The 19,268-nt window shown below is 70.6% G+C and carries 13 protein-coding genes; 7 read left to right on the top strand and 6 right to left on the bottom strand.

Annotated features, from left to right (window positions below; all coding sequences use genetic code 11):
- From Q0C41_RS14240 to Q0C41_RS14220, 5 genes are all read left to right on the top strand, one after another.
- Window positions 1-1,316 (top strand): dihydroxy-acid dehydratase (locus Q0C41_RS14240; protein WP_291984453.1); only part of this gene is annotated, 1,316 nt, incomplete at its 5' end.
- Window positions 1,317-1,332: 16 nt separating this feature from the next.
- Window positions 1,333-4,215, top strand: coding sequence for an FAD-binding and (Fe-S)-binding domain-containing protein (locus Q0C41_RS14235; protein ID WP_291984452.1), 2,883 nt, complete (start codon window positions 1,333-1,335; stop codon window positions 4,213-4,215).
- Between the two features lie 52 nt (window positions 4,216-4,267).
- Window positions 4,268-5,740 carry an Nramp family divalent metal transporter gene (locus Q0C41_RS14230; protein ID WP_291984451.1) on the top strand — a complete coding sequence of 491 codons (1,473 nt, stop codon included), beginning with the start codon at window positions 4,268-4,270 and terminating at the stop codon, window positions 5,738-5,740.
- 131 nt (window positions 5,741-5,871) lie between these two features.
- Window positions 5,872-7,827 (top strand): histidine kinase, encoded by a 1,956-nt coding sequence (locus Q0C41_RS14225; protein ID WP_291984450.1) that lies wholly within the window; start codon window positions 5,872-5,874, stop codon window positions 7,825-7,827.
- On the top strand, window positions 7,791-8,585 hold the full coding sequence (locus tag Q0C41_RS14220; RefSeq protein WP_291984449.1) for a response regulator: 795 nt from the start codon (window positions 7,791-7,793) through the stop codon (window positions 8,583-8,585). The genes Q0C41_RS14225 and Q0C41_RS14220 overlap by 37 nt, the downstream gene beginning before the upstream one ends.
- A gap of 37 nt (window positions 8,586-8,622) precedes the next feature.
- On the opposite strand, the gene Q0C41_RS14215 is transcribed toward Q0C41_RS14220, so the two are convergent.
- From Q0C41_RS14215 to Q0C41_RS14205, 3 genes are read right to left on the bottom strand one after another with little or no spacing between them, the layout of a single operon-like run.
- Window positions 8,623-10,062 carry a DUF3526 domain-containing protein gene (locus tag Q0C41_RS14215; RefSeq protein ID WP_291984448.1) on the bottom strand — a complete coding sequence of 480 codons (1,440 nt, stop codon included), beginning with the start codon at window positions 10,060-10,062 and terminating at the stop codon, window positions 8,623-8,625.
- A gap of 10 nt (window positions 10,063-10,072) precedes the next feature.
- Window positions 10,073-11,476 (bottom strand): DUF3526 domain-containing protein, encoded by a 1,404-nt coding sequence (locus Q0C41_RS14210; protein ID WP_291984447.1) that lies wholly within the window; start codon window positions 11,474-11,476, stop codon window positions 10,073-10,075.
- A gap of 1 nt (window position 11,477) precedes the next feature.
- The gene (locus Q0C41_RS14205) at window positions 11,478-12,182 is read right to left on the bottom strand and encodes an ABC transporter ATP-binding protein (protein ID WP_291984446.1); all 705 of its coding nucleotides are present in this window, start codon (window positions 12,180-12,182) and stop codon (window positions 11,478-11,480) included.
- Window positions 12,183-12,378: 196 nt separating this feature from the next.
- On the opposite strand from Q0C41_RS14205, the gene Q0C41_RS14200 reads away from it, so the two are divergent.
- A complete protein-coding gene (locus Q0C41_RS14200) occupies window positions 12,379-13,674 on the top strand; it encodes a hypothetical protein (RefSeq protein WP_291984445.1) in 1,296 nt (431 codons plus the stop codon).
- Here Q0C41_RS14200 and Q0C41_RS14195 read toward each other — a convergent pair.
- Window positions 13,668-14,174, bottom strand: a complete 507-nt coding sequence (locus Q0C41_RS14195) for a DinB family protein (RefSeq protein WP_291984444.1) — start codon at window positions 14,172-14,174, stop codon at window positions 13,668-13,670. The genes Q0C41_RS14200 and Q0C41_RS14195 overlap by 7 nt on opposite strands.
- Before the next feature lie 46 nt (window positions 14,175-14,220).
- A complete protein-coding gene (locus tag Q0C41_RS14190) occupies window positions 14,221-17,445 on the bottom strand; it encodes a TonB-dependent receptor (RefSeq protein ID WP_291984443.1) in 3,225 nt (1,074 codons plus the stop codon).
- 82 nt (window positions 17,446-17,527) lie between these two features.
- Between Q0C41_RS14190 and Q0C41_RS14185 the strand changes: the two genes are divergently transcribed.
- The gene (locus tag Q0C41_RS14185; RefSeq protein WP_291984442.1) at window positions 17,528-18,469 is read left to right on the top strand and encodes a hypothetical protein; all 942 of its coding nucleotides are present in this window, start codon (window positions 17,528-17,530) and stop codon (window positions 18,467-18,469) included.
- A 431-nt stretch (window positions 18,470-18,900) separates the two neighbouring features.
- Here Q0C41_RS14185 and Q0C41_RS14180 read toward each other — a convergent pair whose 3' ends face one another.
- Window positions 18,901-19,248: a hypothetical protein gene (locus Q0C41_RS14180; RefSeq protein ID WP_291984441.1), complete on the bottom strand. Its 348-nt coding sequence runs from the start codon at window positions 19,246-19,248 to the stop codon at window positions 18,901-18,903.
- Window positions 19,249-19,268: the final 20 nt, after the last annotated feature.

The raw sequence follows: 19,268 nt of genomic DNA, 5'->3' as shown, positions 1-19,268 counted from the left end.
GCGTCGACCTGCCGACCATCGTGTTGTCCGGCGGCCCGATGCTGAACGGCAAGTTCCGTGGCCAGGACATCGGCTCGGGCACCCATGTCTGGAAGTTCAGCGAAGACGTGCGTTGCGGGCTGATGTCGCCGGAGGACTTCCGCGACGCCGAAGCCGGCATGAGCCGCTCTGCGGGGCACTGCATGACGATGGGCACGGCCTCGACGATGGCGTGCCTGGTCGAGGGGCTCGGCCTCGCGTTGCCGACCAATGCGGCCATTCCCGCCGTCGATGCCCGCCGGTCGCGGCTGGCGCACCTGGTCGGCAATCGCATCGTGGCGATGGTCGAGGAAGACCTGCGCCCCTCGAAGATCCTGACGCGGCAGGCGTTCGAGAACGCCGTCCATGCGGTCAACGCCGTGGGCGGGTCGACCAACGCCGTCATCCACCTGCTGGCGATCGCCGGCCGCGCCGGCGTCGAGTTCTCGCTCGAGGACTGGGACCGGCTCGGACGCCAGGTCTCGTGCCTCGTGGACCTGATGCCCTCGGGCCGCTTCCTGATGGAGGACTTCTACTACGCGGGCGGCCTGCCGGCCGTCCTGCGCGAACTCGGCGACATCATCCATCGCGACGCCCTGACGGTGACGGGGCGCACGATGGGCGAGCTGATTGCCGACGCGCCCTGCTACAACCGCGAGGTGATCCGCACGCGCGAGACGCCCGTGGTGCCCGACAGCGGCATCGCCGTGCTGACGGGCAACCTGAGCCCCGACGGCGCCGTCATCAAGCCGGCCGCGGCCAGTGCGCGCCTGCTGCGCCACACCGGACGCGCCATGGTCTTCGAGGACATCGACGACTTCTACGCCCGGATCGACGACCCCGACCTCGACGTCGACGCCGACAGCGTGCTCGTCATGAAGCTGTGCGGCCCGAAGGGCTACCCGGGCATGCCCGAGGTGGGGAACATGCCGTTGCCGCCCAAGCTGCTGCGCCAGGGGGTCACCGACATGGTGCGCATCTCCGATGCCCGCATGTCGGGGACGGCGTACGGCACGGTGGTGTTGCACGTGACGCCGGAGGCCGCGGTGGGGGGCCCGCTGGCGCTCGTCAGGACCGGCGACCTCATCGAACTCGACGTGCCCGGCCGGCGGTTGTCGCTGCTCGTGTCGGACGAGGAGCTCGCGGCGCGGCGCGCCGCCTGGCAGGCCCCCGTGTCCAACGTCCATCGCGGCTACGTCAAGCTCTACGTCGAGCACGTGCTGCAGGCCAACGAGGGGGCCGACCTCGACTTCCTCAAGGGGGGCAGCGGATCCGCGGTGCCTCGCCATTCGCACTGAGCGCGGCGTGCACACCGTGAGCGCGCCCGACACCGAGGCGCTGCGGCGGCATCTCGACGCCCTCCTGCCGCGCGAGCGGATTCTCACGCGTCCGATGGACCTGGCGGCGTGGGCGTCCGACGCCAGCTTCTATCGGCCGGTGCCCCGGGCCGTGGTGCTGGCCGCCGACGTCGAGGAGGTGCGCGCGCTCTTCCGGGTGTCGCACCAGACCGGTGTGCCGCTGACGTTCCGGGCCTCGGGCACGAGCCTCTCGGGGCAGGCCGTGACCGACGGCCTGCTCGTCGAGGTCAAGCGGCACTGGCGTCGGCTGGAGGTGCTCGAGGGCGGCGCCCGCCTGCGCGTCGGCCCCGGCGTCCTCGGTGGCGAGGCCAACCTGGCGCTGCGCCCCTTTGGCGCCAAGATCGGCCCGGATCCCGCCAGCCTCGCGGCCTGCGCGCTGGGCGGCATCCTGGCGAACAACGCCTCGGGCAAGTGCTGCGGTGTGGTCCAGAACGCGTACCACACGCTCGACTCGCTGACGTTCCTGCTGCCGTCAGGCACCCTCATCGACACGGCCGACCCTGACGCCGACGCCCGCTTCCGCGCCGCCGAGCCGACCCTGGCCGAGGGACTGCTGGCGCTCAAGCGGGACATCGAGGCCGACGTCGCGCTGGCGAGCCGCATCCGGGCGAAGTACCGGATGAAGAACACCACGGGCTACGGCCTCAATGCCTTCATCGATCACGATCGGCCGGTCGACATCTTCAGCCACCTGCTGATCGGATCCGAGGGGACGCTGGCGTTCATCGCCGAGGCCGTGCTGCGCACGGTGCCCGACCTGCCGCACAAGGCGACCGGGTTGCTCCTCTTCGCGTCGATCGGTGCGGCGTGCGCGGCCATCGCCCCCTTGCGTGCCGCGGGCGCCAAGGCGCTGGAGCTGATGGATCGCGCGTCGCTGCGCGCGGTCGAGCATCAACCCGGTGTGCCGTCCGAGCTGATCGGCCTGCCCCCGGCCGCGGCCGGGTTGCTGGTGGAGTTCCAGGCGGCGACGCCCGAGGCGCTCGCCGCGTACCGCGAGGCCGCCGATCGCCTCTGGCCCGCGACGGACCCGGCCGACGGCGCCGCCCTGCCGATGGGGCTGCTGTTCACGCCCGCGTACACGGACGACCCGCGCAGCAGCGCGCGGCTCTGGCGCGTGCGCGAGGGCATGTATCCGTCGGTCGGGGCCGTGCGTCGCAGCGGCACCACCGTGATCATCGAGGACGTCGCCTTCCCGCTCGAGCGTCTCGGCGAGGCGGTGCTGGACCTGCAGGACCTGTTCGTCCGGCACGGCTATCCCGAGGCGATCATCTTCGGCCACGCCGGGGATGGGAACCTCCACTTCGTCATCACCCAGTCGTTCAACGACGCGGCGGCCATCGACCAGTACGCGCGCTTCATGGACGATGTCGTGGCACTCGTGGTGCAGAAGTACGACGGCGCGCTCAAGGCCGAACACGGCACGGGGCGCAACATGGCGCCCTTCGTCGAGGCCGAGTGGGGCCCGGCGGCCCTGGCCCTGATGCAGCGCCTCAAGGCGCTGGCCGACCCGCGCGGCCTGCTGAATCCCGGGGTCATCCTCAACCCCGACCCGCGTGCGCACCTGACGGACCTGAAATCGCTGCCGTCGGTCGAGGCCAGCATCGACACCTGCGTCGAATGCGGCTTCTGCGAACGCGTCTGTCCGTCGCGTGAGCTGACGCTGACGCCTCGCCAGCGCATCCTGGTGCGGCGCGAGATGGTCCGGCTCGAGCAGCAGGGCGCGCCACAGGCGGCCCTCGACGCCCTCTGGCAGGACTACGCCTACGCCGGGCTCGACACCTGCGCCGTCGACGGCATGTGCGCCACCGCCTGTCCGGTCGGCATCGACACCGGGGCGCTCGTCAAGCACTTCCGGCATGGTCGGCACTCCGCGATGGTCGAGTCGATCGGGCGGACCGTGGCGAGCCGCTTCGGCCTCGCCGAGTCGGTGGTGAAGATCGGCCTCGGGGCCGGCCATCTGGTGCGGCGCCTGTTCGGCGACGACGCCATGCCGACGCTGACGCGGCTGGCCCGTCGTGCGGCGGGGCCGGACGTCCCGCTCTGGAGCCGCGAGATGCCGTCGCCCGCTGCCGCGCCACCGCGCACGCCGCGCGTCGGCGCGGCGGCCGTCTACCTGCCCGCGTGCGTGTCGCGCGTCTTCGGTCGCGTGCCCGGCGAGCGATCGTCCCTGTCGCTGCCGCAGGCGCTCGTCACCGTGGCCGCGCGTGCCGGCCATCCCGTGTGGATTCCCGACGACGTGCATGGCACGTGCTGCGGGACGCCGTTCTCGTCCAAGGGGCTGGCGGCCGGCTATCGGCAGGCCGCCAACGACGCCATCGAACGGTGCTGGCACTGGTCGGACGGCGGGCGGCTGCCCATCGTGATCGACGCCAACTCGTGTACCCAGGGCCTGCGTGGGTGCGGCCCGGCGCTCACGGCGGAGAATCGCCACCGTCTCGACGCCCTGCGGATCCTCGACAGCGTCGAGTTCGCCCGCGACCTGTTGCCACGCCTGACCGTGTCGCAGCGCGTGCGATCGGTGGCCGTCCATCCGACCTGTTCGCTCGCGCACATGGGCAGCGCCGATGCGCTGGCCGCGGTGGCCGCCGCGTGTGCCGACCACACGCTCGTGCCGGCCACGGCGGCGTGCTGCGGCTTTGCCGGGGACCGCGGCTTCCTGTTCCCTGAACTGACGGCGTCGGCGACGCGGGCGGAGGCGGCCGAGGTGCGGGCCGCGCACTGCGAGGATCACGTCTCGGCCAACCGGATGTGCGAGGTTGCGCTGACGACGGCGACGGGCCACCCGTACCGATCGGTGATCCATCTGCTCGAGCAAGCCACCCGCGTGTCCCTTCCGTAGGCGTCGACCTTCAGGTCGACGCGGCGCTGACCTGTTGGGATACCATCCCCCGATGCCCCAACCTGCGTACGGTCCGGGCCCGGGGTCCGGGTCCGAGGACACGCTCAAGGACGTCCCGGCAGGGTGCCTGCCGCCCATGACGGTGCGGGACATGCCCGAGCCGTTGCCGCTGACGAAGATTCTCGGCCCGAGCGTCATCCTCGCCGGGCTCGGCGTCGGGTCGGGCGAGTACATCATCTGGCCGTTCATCACCTCGGCCGTCGGTCCCGCCTTCCTGTGGGCGGCGGTGGTGAGCGTCACCTTCCAGTACTTCATCAACATGGAGATCGAGCGCTACACGCTGGTCACCGGCGAGACGGCGATTGCCGGGTTCGTGCGGCGCTGGCGTCACTGGGGCTGGATCTTCTGCCTGTTCACCCTGGTGCCGAACATGTGGCCGGGGTGGGCCACCGGCGGCGTGACGGCGTTCACGTTCCTCGTCGGTGGCGGTGACGTCGGGTACATCACCGTTGGCGTGATGGTGGCCATCGGGTTCGCGCTGACCATGTCGCCCGTGGTCTACAAGACCCTCGAGCGGGCCCAGTTCTTCAAGGTCGGGCTCACCCTGGTCTTCCTGTCGGTGGCCATCGTCGAGGCGATCACCCCGCAGGCGTGGGCCGACCTGCCGCAGGCGATTTCGGGGTTCGGCACCCTGCCCGACGCCACCGCCATCCCCATCACGCTGCTGCTGAGTGCCCTGGTGTTTGCCGGGGCGGGCGGCGTCAACAACCTGGCGCAGAGCAACTGGATTCGCGACAAGGGCTTCGGCATGGGCGCCTACATCCCGCGCATCGTGTCGCCGATCACGGGCGAGGACGTCGCGGCGCCGACGACCGGCGTGATGATGCGGACCGACCCGGCCAACCTGGCGCGCTTCGCGGTGTGGTGGAAGCGGGCCAACACCGAGCAGCTGGTGAGCTTCTGGTTCATCTGCATCTTCTCGATCGTCACGTTCTCGATGCTCGCGCACGCGACGATCAGCGGCCAGCAGCTCACCGCGCAGGCCAATCTCGGCTTCATCAAGGCCGAGGGCGAGATGCTGCAGCAGGTGGTCGCGCCGTGGTTCGGCAAGTTCTTCTGGGTGTTCGGATCGATGTCGCTGGTGCTCGTCGCGCTCGGCACGGTCGACTACATCGCGCGCATCGTCGCCGACATCCTCCGGACGGTGTACCTGCAGGGCAACGACTACTGGAGCGAGAGCCGCATCTACTTCTTCGCCGTGTGGGCCGGCGTCGTGTCGGGTTCGGTGATCCTGTTGAGCGGCGTGCAGCAGCCGCTGGTGCTGCTCATGACGGCCGCCTGTCTCAACGGGCTGGTCATGGTCGTGTACGGCGTGCTGCTCATCCAGCTGAATCTGCGGGGACTGCCCAAGCCCTTGCGCATCCACGGCGTTCGGCTCGCGATGCTGGTCCTGGCGACGGCGTTCTACGCCTTCTTCGGTGGCTGGCTGGTGATCGCCCAGGTGCGCGGCTTCTTCGGCGGGTAGAGCGCCGGGTCCGGCCGGTCCGGTCGGGCCGGTCCGACCAGTGTCCATGCGCGACCACTCGTCCTGGCCACGAGACCATTCGTTGGGTGGACGTGACGGCTGACGCCCCGGCGCTCCGTACAATCGTCGACGTGGCCCTGACTGCTGCCCTCGCGCTGAACGTCACAGGGCACCTCGTCGGCGCGGCCCTCTATGCCATGCTCGTCGGGCTCGTCGTGGCGCCGCCGCGCGGCGCGGCGCGACCGGTGCAGGGCCCGTGGTGGGCCGTCGGCAACCGGCTCGCGCTGCTGACCGGGCTGCTCGGTGCGGCGTGGAACGTGGGCGCGCTGGCCGCCGCCCTCTTCACGCTGTCCGGGTCGGCCGCGCCCGTCTGGACACTGGTGCTGGCCTACGGCGCCCTCGGCTATCTTCCCGCGGTCGTCGTCCACTCGGTCGTGCGGGCGACGGCGGGGCCGCGTGGACCGATGGCCCGCGCCCTGCAATGGAGCGCGTATGCGCTGGCCACGGCGGCGGCGGTCGGTCACGTCCTGGCCGCGGCCGGTGGCGGGGCGGTGCCGGCCCCATCGGCCCTCATCGGTCTCACCGTTGGCGCCAGCGTGCTGTTGCTGCTGCTGCTCGCCACGACACGGCGGGGCATCGAAGGGCAACGCCTGTGGGTGGTCGCCCTGGCCGTCTTCGCGGCCTCGGGCTTCCATCTGACCGGGCACGACGGCGGGGAGACCTGGTGGATGGCCCTGGTCGGGCACCACGCGTCGCTGCCGCTGGCCATTGCCATCCTCCAGCAGGAGTACCGGTTTGCCTTCGCGGATCTGTTCCTCAAGCGTGCGCTGTCCATGCTCGTGCTGGCCACAGGGCTGCTCGCGGCCTGGGCTCTCGCGGCCTCGGTGGTGCCGTACTCCGCCATTCGCCTCGACGACCCGATCACCTTCGCCGTGATCCTGGCCCTCTGGCTCGCGACCACGATGGCCTACCCGCACGTGCGTCGTCGCACCGATCGCTTCGTGGATGCGCAGGTGCTGGGGCGGTTGGACGAGGCGAGCCAGCGCGGTCGGCTCGTGGAGGCCATCGCGGCCAGCGAGACGGAACCGGGCGTGATCGCCCATCTCGAGGCCGCGCTCGCCCAGGCCCTGCACGCGCGTCAGGTGGTCAGCGTCCAGGTGACCGGGCCTCGTCCGCAGGGCGACGGGGCCGGCGTGGTCTTCGCGCCGCCGTTTCCGGCCGGCGTGGGGGCGACGCGCCCCAGCGATGCGGTGCTGGTCATCGTGCCGACGGTGCAGGCGCCGCACCATGCCCTGACCGTCGGCGAGCTGCAGCATGGGCGTCGCGTCTGGTCCGACGACCTCACCCTGCTCGAGTCGATGGCCAACGCCGCGGCCCGGCGCATCGACGGCCTGCGGGACGAACAGCGGCGCCTGCACCAGGCCGTGCGCGAGCAGGAGGTCGGCCGGCTCGCCACCGAGGCCGAACTGCGCGCGGTGCGCGCCCAGTTGCAGCCTCACTTCCTGTTCAATGCGCTCAACACCGTCCGCTTCCTCATCGAAGCGTCTCCGACGCGGGCCGGCGAGGTCCTGATGGAACTGACGGGCGTGCTGCGCGGCGTACTGCGGCGTTCCTCCGACGAGTTCTCGACCGTCGGGGAAGAGGTCGAGTTCATCCGTGCCTACCTGACGATCGAGCAGGCCCGGTTCGAGTCGCGCCTCGCCGTGGCCATCGACGTCCCCGAGTTGCTGCACGGCATGCCGCTGCCGTCGCTGCTGTTGCAGCCGCTGGTCGAGAACGCCGTGCGCCATGGCATCGCGCCGACGCGGCGCGGCGGCACCGTCCGCCTCACCACCGCCATCGATGCCGCGGCGGCCCACGTCGACTTCATCGTCGAGGACACGGGCATCGGCGCTCCCGCGGCCGCCTTCACGCGCGACGGGGGCGTCGGCCTCGCCAGCGTGGAGCGCCGCCTCACGCTGCACTACGGCCCGCTCGGCACGCTTGCCGTCGAGTCGACGCCCGGCGCCGGCACGATCGTGCGCGTCCGCTTACCCATCGAGTCTTCCGCATGCCTGAACCCATTCGCTCGCCGCTCCGTGTCGTGATTGCCGATGACGAGGGCCCCGCGCGCGGCATGCTGCGACAGCTGCTGCACGATGTGCCGGACGTGCGCATCGTCGCCGAAGCGGCCGATGGCCTCGAGGCGGTGGCCGCCATCGAGCGCGAGGCCCCCGATCTCGCGCTGCTCGACCTCCAGATGCCCGAACTCGACGGCCTCGGCGTGGTGCGTCTCGTGCGGCGCGATCGCCTCCCGCTGTTCGCCTTCGTCACCGCCTACGATGCCTATGCCGTCAAGGCGTTCGAGGCCAAGGCCATCGACTACCTGCTCAAGCCGGTCGACCGGGTGCGCCTGTTCGACACGCTGCAGCGCGCCCGCGACCTGCTCGAGCACGAGACGGCGCGAGACCTGCGCAAGGATCAGGCGCGGCTCGCCGTCGAGACCTACGAGGACCCGGCCGGGCTGGCCCCGTTGGCCCGCATTCCCGTCCGTCGTCGCGATGACATCATCCTGCTGCCGGTCGCGCAGGTCGCCTCCATCGTCGCCGACGGCGAGCTGATGCGACTGACGACGCTCAAGGGTGAGACGCATGTCATCAGTCACCGCCTGAAGGATCTCGAGACACGCCTGCAGCCGGGGCAGTTCGTCCGCGTCGAGCGCGGCGCGCTCGTCAACGTCGAGGCCATCGTCCGTGTCAGTCCGCTGCCTGGCGGCGTCTACCTGATCGCGCTGGCCAACGGCCAGGAGCTGCGGTCGAGCCGACTGCAGTCGCGCGTCCTGCGCGAGCAGCTGCTGAAGCTGTAGCGGGGGGCGACCCGCATGGCGGGCCGTCGTGGGGCGGTCAGGACCCGATGACCGGGTACTGCGACAGCCGGCGAAGGCCCAGCCAGCCGAGCAGCGCCGTGGGGATCAGCAACCCGATCACGGCCTGCCCGACGCGTCGGACCACGGCCGACTCTTCCTCGTCACGATAGGAGAAGGTCGGGACGGCTTCGAGATTGCTGACGCGGCCGCGGCTGACGATCAGTGGCGAGAAGTGGGCACGCCACGCGGCCTGAAAGCGATCCACTTCAGCCAGGAAGTGCCGATACCGCGCCGTGCCCGTCCCCGCGATGTCGTTCAGGGCGTCCTGCATCAGCAGGGCCGGCGACAGGACGCGCGCCTGCTCGACCAGGCGTTCCTGCCGCTGTCGCTGCCGTTCGTACGTCTGCAGGACCGGGCGCACATCGTGGGCGACCGCCTCGCTGACGGCCAGGCGGATGGCCGCCATGTCGTTGGCGGCGGCGGCGACGTCACCGCCCGCCAGTTCCGGGTGTTCTTCGAAGTAGCGGGCCAGCAGGGCGCTCCCCCTGGCGTTGGCCGCATCGGACGCCTCGCGGACCGCCTGCACCAGCTGCACGCGCGAGGGCACCGGGTAGAGCGCGTTGACGAGCACGTTGAGCAGGGCCGGGACGAGCACCACGAGCAGGAGCCAGGCACTCGCGAGCAGCGTGGCATTGCTCGCCGATGCCCGACCGAGCGAGATCACCGCGACGGCGAGGGCGAACCACACGGCGCCGTAGGCTCCGACGGCCAGCGTCCACAGCGCGGCGCGGACGACGAGGCCGGGACCGGCGCCCTGGGTCAGGACGCCGACCGCCGTGGCCAGCAGCGCCGTGCCGACGATCAGGGCGAACAGCAGCGCCATGCGCACCGTGACCTTGGCCGCCACCAGGGTGCCCACGGTGACGGGCTGCGACAGGACCAGGGCGAGCGTGCCGTCCTCGCGTTCACCCGACAGCAGGTTGTAGGTCAGTCCCAGGATCAGGAGCGGGTACAGGTAGATCACCACGAACGCCAGATCGAATCGGCCGACCAGCAGCCGCGACGGGTTCTCGATCTCGGAGGTCGCCGTGGCCACGTCTCGCGTCTCCATCGAGACCTGCAGCGAGGACGGCAGCAGGTCGCTCTGGCCAATCGAGAACGCGCCCAACGGCGCCGGCGGCAGCCCCGCCGACCGCACTCCGCGTCGTCCCGCGAACGTCGACGGGTTGCCGGGGTCGGCGAAGGGCGAGACCCGAGCCCCGCTGCGCGCCTGCGCGGCGATCTCCGTGGTGAGCGTCGCGTAGCGCTCGCGTTCCTCGGTGGCGACCAGCGCCAGGGCGTCCTGCTGGAACCGGACCCAGCGCGTGCCGTTCCACAGGCCAAGCCCGACGGCGACGATGGTGATCGCGGCAATGAGCCAGACCAGGGCATCGGCGCGGAGCGCGGCCCAGTCGTGTCGAACGATTCTCGCAATCATGCATCGCGTGTCACTCGACCGGCATCGTGCGGACGGCGAACAGCAGCAGCACGGCCGCGCCAGCCAGCCAGATCACGAGGACGAGCAGGCTGCGTGCCTGGCCCGCCAGCGCCCAGGACGTCGAGGGCGCGGCGTAGGTGAAGGGGGCGATGCTGGCCCAGAGGCTCGGCTTCGCCAGGTAGACCTGTCCCGGGCGGGCGTGCGTGGCGAGATCGCCGTTGAGGACGCGCTGCATCTCGCGCCGGTACTGTTCGGCCGCCGCCATGAAGTCGCGGTGATGCCGGCCATCGGTGCCGGCCAACGCCATCGAAAGGGCTCGCACGGCGAGCATCGGCGCGGCCAGTCCCGCCCACTGCTGCACGCGGTCCTGGCGGGCGAACTGATCGTGCAGGCGCCCGTAGTGGCGGTCGAAGACCTCGTTGCCGTGCTCCTCGCCTTCCTGGAGCGAGATGCCCGAGAACGCGATGGGCAGGGCCTCGACCGTCTGCACGCCATACTGGGCGAACAACTCGCGCTTGCGCCGATCGAGCCTGGCCTGCACCGCACTCGTGTCGGCCAGGTCGCGCTGAAGGTCACGGGCGAAGCGGGCGGCCGGCGGTGTCGGATGGAGCGCCGCCGCCAGGTCTCCCACGGCGCGGGGCGCCACCAGGCTGTTGACGAACCACAACGACAGCAGGACGACGAGCGAGACGCGGGACGAGGACGCTCGCGCGGAGACCGCGAGGCAGACGGCGATGAGGATCAGCGCGTAGGCCAGATGGACGACCACCAGCCACGCCGCGCGACCCGGTGTGCTCGCCAGCACGCCGCCGGTGGCCAGTGCGAGGGCTGCGGCCGCCATGATGAGCACGGGCAGCAGCACCAGGCCCAGGGCGGCGAGGATGCCCAGCACCTTGCCGACGGCCAGCGTCTCGCGGGCCACGCCCAGGCTGAGCAGCTTACGGCTCAGGCCCTGCTCGCGCTCGCCGGAGAAGGCGGCAAACGTCATCAGCACGATGAACAGCGGCACCAGCACCTGCAGGACGCTGGCGCCGGTCAGTTCGCCGAACCGCTGCAAGGCGGTGCGATCCTGCGCCGGTCGATACGCCGCCTCGTTCTGGCGGTGCGACTCCAGCCACGTCGCCACCCCGACGTAGGGATCGATGCCGGTGTCGAGCACGGCCAGCTGACTCTTGGGCTTGAAGGCGTAGACGCCGTAGTGCGCCGCCGAGTGCGGGTTCTTCGCCGGCTGCTGCACCCACTGCTGGCGCGTCGCCGCCTGCGCCTCGGCGTGCTGCCTGGCGACGTCGGTGTACTGCTTCCACCCGGCCACCAGGGCAATCGCGGCCACCGCGACGATCACCACCGCCAGCAGGCGGAAGCGACCGTCGCGCATCAGGTCCCGGACTTCGCGGCGGGCGATGGTGACGACCATGTCAGTCGTGCATGTGCTCGAGGTACACGCGCTCGAGGTCGGCGTGGCTGAATTCGTCCGTGCCATGGACGGCCACCAGCGCCCCGCGCTTCATGATGCCGACCCGCGTGCCGCTCTCCTTGGCCCGGAACAGGTCGTGGGTGGCCATCAGCACGGCCACGCCGTCACCGCTCAGCCGCGACAGCAGCGCCGAGAACTCGTTGGAGGCCTTGGGATCGAGGCCAGACGTCGGCTCGTCGAGCAGCAACGCCTTGGCGCCCTTGGCCAGGGCAATCGCGATACCGACCTTCTGCCGCATGCCCTTGGAGTACGTCCCGACCCGTCGATCGGCGGCCTCGGCCGCCAGGCCGACCTCGGCGAAGAAGCGGAGCAGGTCGGCGCGCGTGTAGTCGGCCCGCCCGGCCAGCGCGGCGAAGTACTCGAGGTTCTCGATGCCCGTCAGGTTCTTGTAGAGCATGACGGTTTCCGGGATGTAGGCGAGGTACTTCTTGGTCTCGAGGGGCGCGGCGGTGACGTCCAGCCCGTTGATCGACGCGGTGCCCGATGTGGGGGCGATGAAGTTCAGGAAGAGGTTGATGGTCGTCGTCTTGCCGGCGCCGTTGGCACCCAGGAGGCAGAAGACCTCGCCTGGCTCCACGGTCAGGGTCAGGGCGTCGAGCGCGACGACATCCTGGTAGCGCTTGGTGAGCTTGGTGGCCTGCAGCATGGTGCGTGTGTCGGAGCGTGTCGCACCCCGCGCCTCCCTGCATGCACAATCCCACCTGCGGTTCGTGGACGCCGTTCAGAGGTGTCCTTTGGCCCACGAGTGGTGTGCGCCACCGGAACCCTCGAGAAACGGATCGGGGCTCGCCGACACCTCATGGAGGAAGGTATCTGCGGCCTTGCGCCGCGAGGTGGAATCCATGATCGAGACACCGAGTCGGCCCCATGGTCGTCTGGCCATCGCACTGGTGCTGGCAGGGCTGCACGGGTGCGCCCTGGCACCCATCGCCGAGAACGTGCGTGACGACGATGAGGATGGGTGGTTCACCAACGCCACCAATCAGGCCATCGTGCTGACGCTCGTCTCCGGTGCGTTCCCTCTCCCGGGCCAGTTCCGCGTGGTGGTCGACGAGGTGCGATTCCCGCTGTCACCGGCGCTGGACGCCACCATCGCCGTCGGCCCCGCGAATGTCGGGACCCCGACGGCGCTCGGCTTCCCGGTGGCAACCCGCACCATCGGCACCAACCTGCTCGAGTTGCCGGAACAGCGAGCGACGTTTCGGGCGCCGGTCGTCGTGCAGCGGGTGACGGCAGGCGCGCCCGTCGACGTCGGGACCGGGATCGTCGAGTGGCAGAACCGCGAGGCGACATTCTCGGTGACACTCGGATCCGCGACGCTCACCTTCGCATCCTCGCTCAGCCAGTTTGCCGATCCCACGCCGGACAGCGCTGACGGGGACAGCGATGGCGATGGCATTCGCGAGCGCGATGAGGCGCAGCTCTCGGCCGGGTTCGACGGCATCGGGGATCCGCGGCCCGGACGCGCAGACCTGTTCATGATCGTCGGCCACACCCACGCGTCCAGCGCCCTGTCGGCGTCGTCTCGCGAGCTGCTCAGGAGTCGCTTCGCCGAGCGCGGAATTGCCATGCACATCGACGATGGGCAGCTCAACGGCAAGTCGGGGGTGGGCGGTCTGATGACCGGGACGGGTGGCAGCGCCGTCGCCGATGGCACGAACGTGACGCTGGCTCAGGCCCGGACCCTTCGCGATCTGAACGTCACCGTCGGCAATCGCCGCACGTTCGCCTACTTCGCGCTGCTCACGCGAGAGCAGGTGGAGTGCAACGGGCTCGCCTTCGGATGCGCGGAGTTCCCCGGCAACTCCGGCGGCAACGTCCTCGTGGCCCTGTCCAGGCTGCTGGACTGGATGCCGGACATCAAGGCCTACCAGGCTGGCGTGCTGATGCACGAACTCGGGCACAACCTCGGCCTGTGTCATCCGATGGCCACGGCCTGCGCGACGGGCGTGCTCCCGGCGGCCGAGCAGAACGCGGGCACCACCATCATGGGGACGCCGGCCGAGAACCCGCCGATCGGTGTCTGGGGCGTGCCCCTGCCGAACCCCCTGGTGCTCGTCAACGCCATGACGCGGCCGCTCGACTACTCCCCGACTCAGTGGAGCAACATGCAACTCGGGGCGGGGCTGGGTCAGTAGCGGGCGTCCCGCTCCCGGCAGAAGGCGATGAAGTCCATCGACGCCGGCGGCGCCGCCCCGAGCTGTCGCAGCATCGTCGTCACCTGGCCGCGATGGTAGGTGCCGTGGTTCACGAGGTGCAGCACGGTCTCGTCGACGCGGCTGACGCCGGTCGTGCCATTCAGCAGGCGATACGACAGCGGCTGCGCGGTGCCGTCGTCGTCCAGCGCGTCGACCAGGGTGCGCAGATCGCGCTCGGTGTCACGCCAGGCGGCACGGGCGGCCGCGACATCGGCGAAGCGGTCGAGCGGCAGGCCTGCCGACGGCGTCTCGCCGCGAAAGCGACTGATCCAGATCCACTCGGCGCCCTGCAGGTGCGCGACCGTGTCACGCACCGACGGGAAGCTGTTGCCGAGGTCGCGCGTGAACTCATCGGGCGTGAGGCGCTCGACCGCCGCGAGCAGGCGGTCGAGTGCCCAGTAGTGGTAGTCGACGAGGGTCCGGAGTTCCTGCGGCGTCATGCGCCGATGGTCGCACGGACGCCGCGCCGCCTGGCGCGCCGGGTGGTCAGAAGCTCACGCGCACCGACCCCTGCAGACTTCTCGGCCGACCGACCTGATACAGCCGGTTCAGTCCCACGCCACTCGAGGCGCCACCAAGTTGCGTCACCGCCATGCCGGTCGCCTGGCCGAACTGCGGCGACGTCGAGAGGGTCGTGACCGGGTCGCCGAAGTTCGGCGTGTTCATGACGTTGAACGCGTCCAGGCGTACCTGCAGGCGCGCGCCCGCGGCGAGCGCGAACGTCCGCCGCAGCGACGCATCGACCTGCCGCAGCGGAAAGCTCCGCAGCACGTTGCGCCCGAGCGAACCCTGTTGCCCCACCGCGGGGACGGCGAAGGCGTCGCGGTTCAGCCGACGCCCGCCTGGCACCGACGGGTCGTCCAGCCAGGTCGGGACGCCGGGGACGAGATCGACGCGTCGGCTCGAGGCCACGTTCAACGGGTCGACGACGTTGGTGAGCACGGTGATCGGCGTCGCCGATCGATAGCGGCCGATCAGATCGACGCCCCAGCCGCCCAGCACGGCGCGGGACAGGCCGGCGGCGGGCGACGGCAGGTCCCAGGTCACCGAGCCGACGACGTTGTGCCGGACGTCGAAGTCGCTCGGCCCCCGGTCGATGTCGTCGGGGATGGGGAAGCCGGCCAGGCCTCCCGTCGGGATGCCCGCCTGCGTTTCGTCGGAGATGGTGTCGGTGGCCTCGGCCAGCGTATAGGACAGCAGCGCCTGCACGCCGCGATGGAGCCGACGCTGGTACTGCACCTGGAGGGCGTGGTAGTTCGAGACGGCCGTGTTGCGCGTGCGCGAGACGACGGCCGCCGTCGAGAACAGCGCCGGGTTCAGCTGGGTGATCGCCGGCGTGCCCAGCGTGGCGTTCGCGGGCTGGTTGCGGAACACCTCGGTGCGCAGCAGGTCGCGCCCCTGGGCGCCGACGTAGCTGAGGGTCACCGACTGGTGACGGCCGAGCCCCTTCTCCACGCTGACGTTGAAGTGTCGCGTGTAGGGCAGGGAGAGATCGCGGTCGGTGACGAAGAACTGCGCGGCGTAGGGCGGTGCGCTGTTGAACGGCGTCGGCGCCAGCGTGGCGTCGCTGAGCGGCAGCGGGCCAGGCGACGGCAGGCTGCGCACCGAGTTGTACGGGAAGCCGGTGAACCCCCGCAGCGCCGTCCCCGTGCCCAGGTCGTAGTAGAGGCCGAACCCTCCACGGACGACGAGATTCCCCGAGTCCGACACCACCCAGGCCGCACCGACGCGTGGCGCCACGTAGCCCAGGCCGGTGTCGAATGCGCGGGTGCCGGCCGGTGCGAGCGTCATTGTCAGTGGATCGTCGAGGCCGTCGAACGTGAACGGCAGCAGCGGGTCTCCCTCGGGCGCCGGGTTGATCTCCTGCCGCGCGCCATAGGTCAGCGTCACGCGCGGGTGGACGCGCCAGTGGTCCTGCAGGAACCACGAGACGTTGTCGATGCCGAAGCGCGTCTCGGGCGAGAAGGCCTGGACCTGGGCGCTGAACGGCGCACCCGTGGCCAGGGCCTCTTCGACGCTGCGGAACACGTAGGTGAAACCGTACGTGCTGAAGTCCGACTGCGGCGTCAGGCGCCGCCAGTCCACGCCAGCCTTCAGCTCGTGGCGACCGGCGACGTAGGTCGAGGTGTGCACCAGGTTGACCTGGCGCTGGGCGTTGCCGAGACTCTTGCCGATGGTGAAGTTGGCCGGCGATCGGCCCTGCACGAACGGCATGCCGGCCGTCAGCTGCACATTGAGACGCGACGTGTCGCGTGAGGCGAACGACGGGTACAGGGCGGCCAGATCGGGCAGCACCGCACCGCCCACCGGTTCGACGCTGAACTCGAAGAGGCCGCGGGAGCGGCTCAGGTTGAGGCGCGTGTCGTGCACCAGCCGCGCCCCCTGCGTCCACGTGCTGCCCACCGTGGTCGTCGTCGTGTCGAGGGCGAAGCCGTTCTGGCCGTTGGCGAAGGTCCGCTGTTCGAAACTGGACGGCGCGTGGTTCCAGCGACCGAACAGCCGCACCGCCCCGAGCTGCTGATCCAGGCGGACGCTGGTGGCATCGAACCGAGACGGGAAGGACACGGCGACGCGATAGCGTCCCGTCAGCGCGGGGTCACCCGGCTCCGATGGCGTATCGGGCAGCGGGAAGGCGTTGAACAGCTCACCGACGATCCCCGTGGCCCGCTGACGTGCCTCGATCGAGGGGACGACGGCGAACGAGACATCCTGCGGCTGCGTGAGGCGCAGGCCTTCATACGAGGCGAAGAAGAACGTGCGCCCACGGCCATCGTAGCCGGGCAGCACCACGGGGCCACCCAGCACGCCGCCGAACTGCTGCTGGCGCAACTCCAGCTTCTCGACGCCGTTGCGGTTGTTGAACCAGTCGTTGGCGTCGAGGGCGTCGTGGCGGATGAAGTCGAAGGCCGATCCGGTCAGGCGATTGCCGCCCGACCGCGTCACGAGCGAGACCTGACCGCCCGGAGAGCGACCGAACTCGGGGGCATAGCCGGAGGTCTGCACCTTGAACTCCTCGAGCGCATCGACCGAGACCAGCGCGTTGGTGCCGCCGGTCACCGTCAGCCCCGGCAGTGAGCCCGAGGCCTGCTGCGAGAACTGGGCGTTGACGCTCGTGCCGACGTTGGCGCTCACCCCGTCCACCATGAAGTAGTTCGCATTGCCGCGCTGGCCGTTCACCGAGAACTGGCCCGGCGAGGTCAGCGACGGCTTGGTCAGCACCACGCCCGGCGTCAGCTCGAGCAGGGTCTGGAAGCTGCGCCCGTTCAGCGGCAGGTTCTCGACGAACTGCCGATCGACGAGTGTGCCCACGCCAGGCGAGGCGCGATCGACCAGGGACGTGCCTGCCACCGTGACCGTCTCCGCGATGTCGCCGGGCTCGAGGCGGAGGTCGACCGTGGTTCGCGTGTCGACGCTGACCACCACCCGTTCCAGCACGGCCATCCGGAACCCGGCCAGGCGGGCTTCCACGCGATAGCGACCGGGTGTGAGGCCGACCAGGACGAACGTCCCATCGTCCCGGCTCGTCGTGTCGCGCGCCAGGCCGGTGGACAGGCTGCTGGCCACGATCGCGGCCCCGGGCACCGCGGCCGCCGAACTGTCGGTGACGCGCCCGGCCAGGCTGCCGGTCGCCGATTGGGCGAGGAGAGGAGTGCAGGACACCAGCAACAGGACGCTGGCGAGGAAGGCACGGGCAGGATGTGTGCAGAACATGACGCCCCACCATCCGACAGCTGCGTGCCGGCACCGAGCCTCACCTCACCAACGCGTGGCCCGCAGACACGGATGGTCGTTCATGGGGGCTGAGCGACCACTGGTGAAGTTCGGCCTGACCTCGTCGCGGGCGCTGCGGCAGGCTGCGCGGATGCCCCTCGTGATGTGTCGCGCCGCGACCGTGTGTGTCTTGACGATGCTCGCCGGGTGCGCGAGTCGCCCGCCACAGCCCGTCGCCGTGCCCGCGGCCGTGCGCCCCTGCTTTCCGACCGACGACCTCACCGAAGAGGAACGACAGCTCAACGAGCGACTGCTGCTGAAGGCCCTGGACTCCGAGGCGCTCTACACGATCCTGTCCGACATCAAGCCGGTCAGCTCAGGCTTCGAGCGCCAGGAGATCGTGGTCGCCACGCCGGATCCCACCGCCATCGAGGCCATGCGCCGCGTGCTGGCCACGTGGCACTGTGACGACGACGTACAGGCCGGACTGCAGGCCTTCACGCGCGTCTACGACGGCAAGCGCACCTTCCACGCGTGGGTCGGGCGTCAGCGGGCGGTTGCCGCACTGATGCGTCGGCAGCCGACCTTCTTCACGGCCCTCGGCCTGACGCCGACGCTGCCGGTGGGCGAGACCCTGCTCACCATCGAGGTCGCCGAGCCCGCGGTCCGGTTCCGTGGCTACGGGTGGCTGTTCGGCTACCCGGACGCCGCGGTGGACTTCTTCGTCGACGCGGCGGCATCGCAGGAGCGGACCGGGACCTTCGTCGTGCGCGATTTCCGCAGTGTGCCCACGTTCGGCAACGCCACGAACCAGTTCGTGTGGGCGCGGCCCAGGGGGGCGGTCGACTCGGCGGCGGAACTCGCCATCGAGGCGCGCGCCCGGCCCGTGCTCGAACGCTATCGCGTGCTGCGCGCCAGGTTCATCGGTGAGGGCAAGCCGGGAGCGGTGGCGCTGGTACGCGACGCGCTGCGGCCGGGCGGCGCGGCCACATCCACGACGCCTGCCGTGACCGGGCGGCCGTGAACCACTGGTGGTCGCCAGACGGCGGTCCATCGGTGGAGTCGACCATTGGTCGTGATGCCCTTGGGGCGACGCGCGCGGAGGGTCTACCGTGCGGCCCCATGGGACTCATCTGCCGATGCAGCGAGGGAGCGAGGGCGGTCGCGGCGCTGGCGGCTGCCGTGGTTGGCGTGATCGCTGTCGTCGCCCGGTGACCGGGACGGTCGCGGGACTCGGGGGCAGGGGGCCGCGCGCGGACAGCTGCGCGATGCGAGCGAGGGTCGACCATTCGTGGTCGGGGTACAGCCGTCCGACCGGGGTCTTCGTCCACCGAACGGAATCAGGTGGTCTAGCGGCGTGCGAGCGCAGACGATGGCACGCCGCACTTGCGGTCGTCGGCCGGGGGGAGGATGCGAGGCCAAGCGCGGACCCTCCCGGCTGACGTCAGCGGCGTGTCAGGCCAGCGTCAGGACGCCGTGGTCGTCGCAGTGCGACTCGTGGGGATGATGGAGGTGGCCGTCCACGAGGTAGTCCACGTGGTCACCGTGCGGCACGGCCTCGTGCCCGCACCCGGGTCCATGGCGATGGTCCGTCGCATGTCCGCCGCACGCGTGATCGGGCGTGCAGGCGGCGGGATTGGCGCCGCTCACGGCCAGCACGTGCTCGTCCACATGCGACTCGTGCGGATGGTGCAGGTGCCCGTCATGGAGGTAATCCGTGTGTCCGTCGTGCTGGACGGCGGTGTGCCCGCAGCCCGGGCCATGCACATGGGTGTGGTCCGTGTGAATCCGATGGTCATGCATCACTCTGATCCCTTCTCGTT

It is taken from the genome of Luteitalea sp. (genome assembly GCF_022842525.1).
Taxonomy (GTDB): domain Bacteria; phylum Acidobacteriota; class Vicinamibacteria; order Vicinamibacterales; family Vicinamibacteraceae; genus Luteitalea.
Note: the sequence above shows the minus strand (reverse complement) of the source record. Positions and strands in the feature narration are given on the sequence as shown.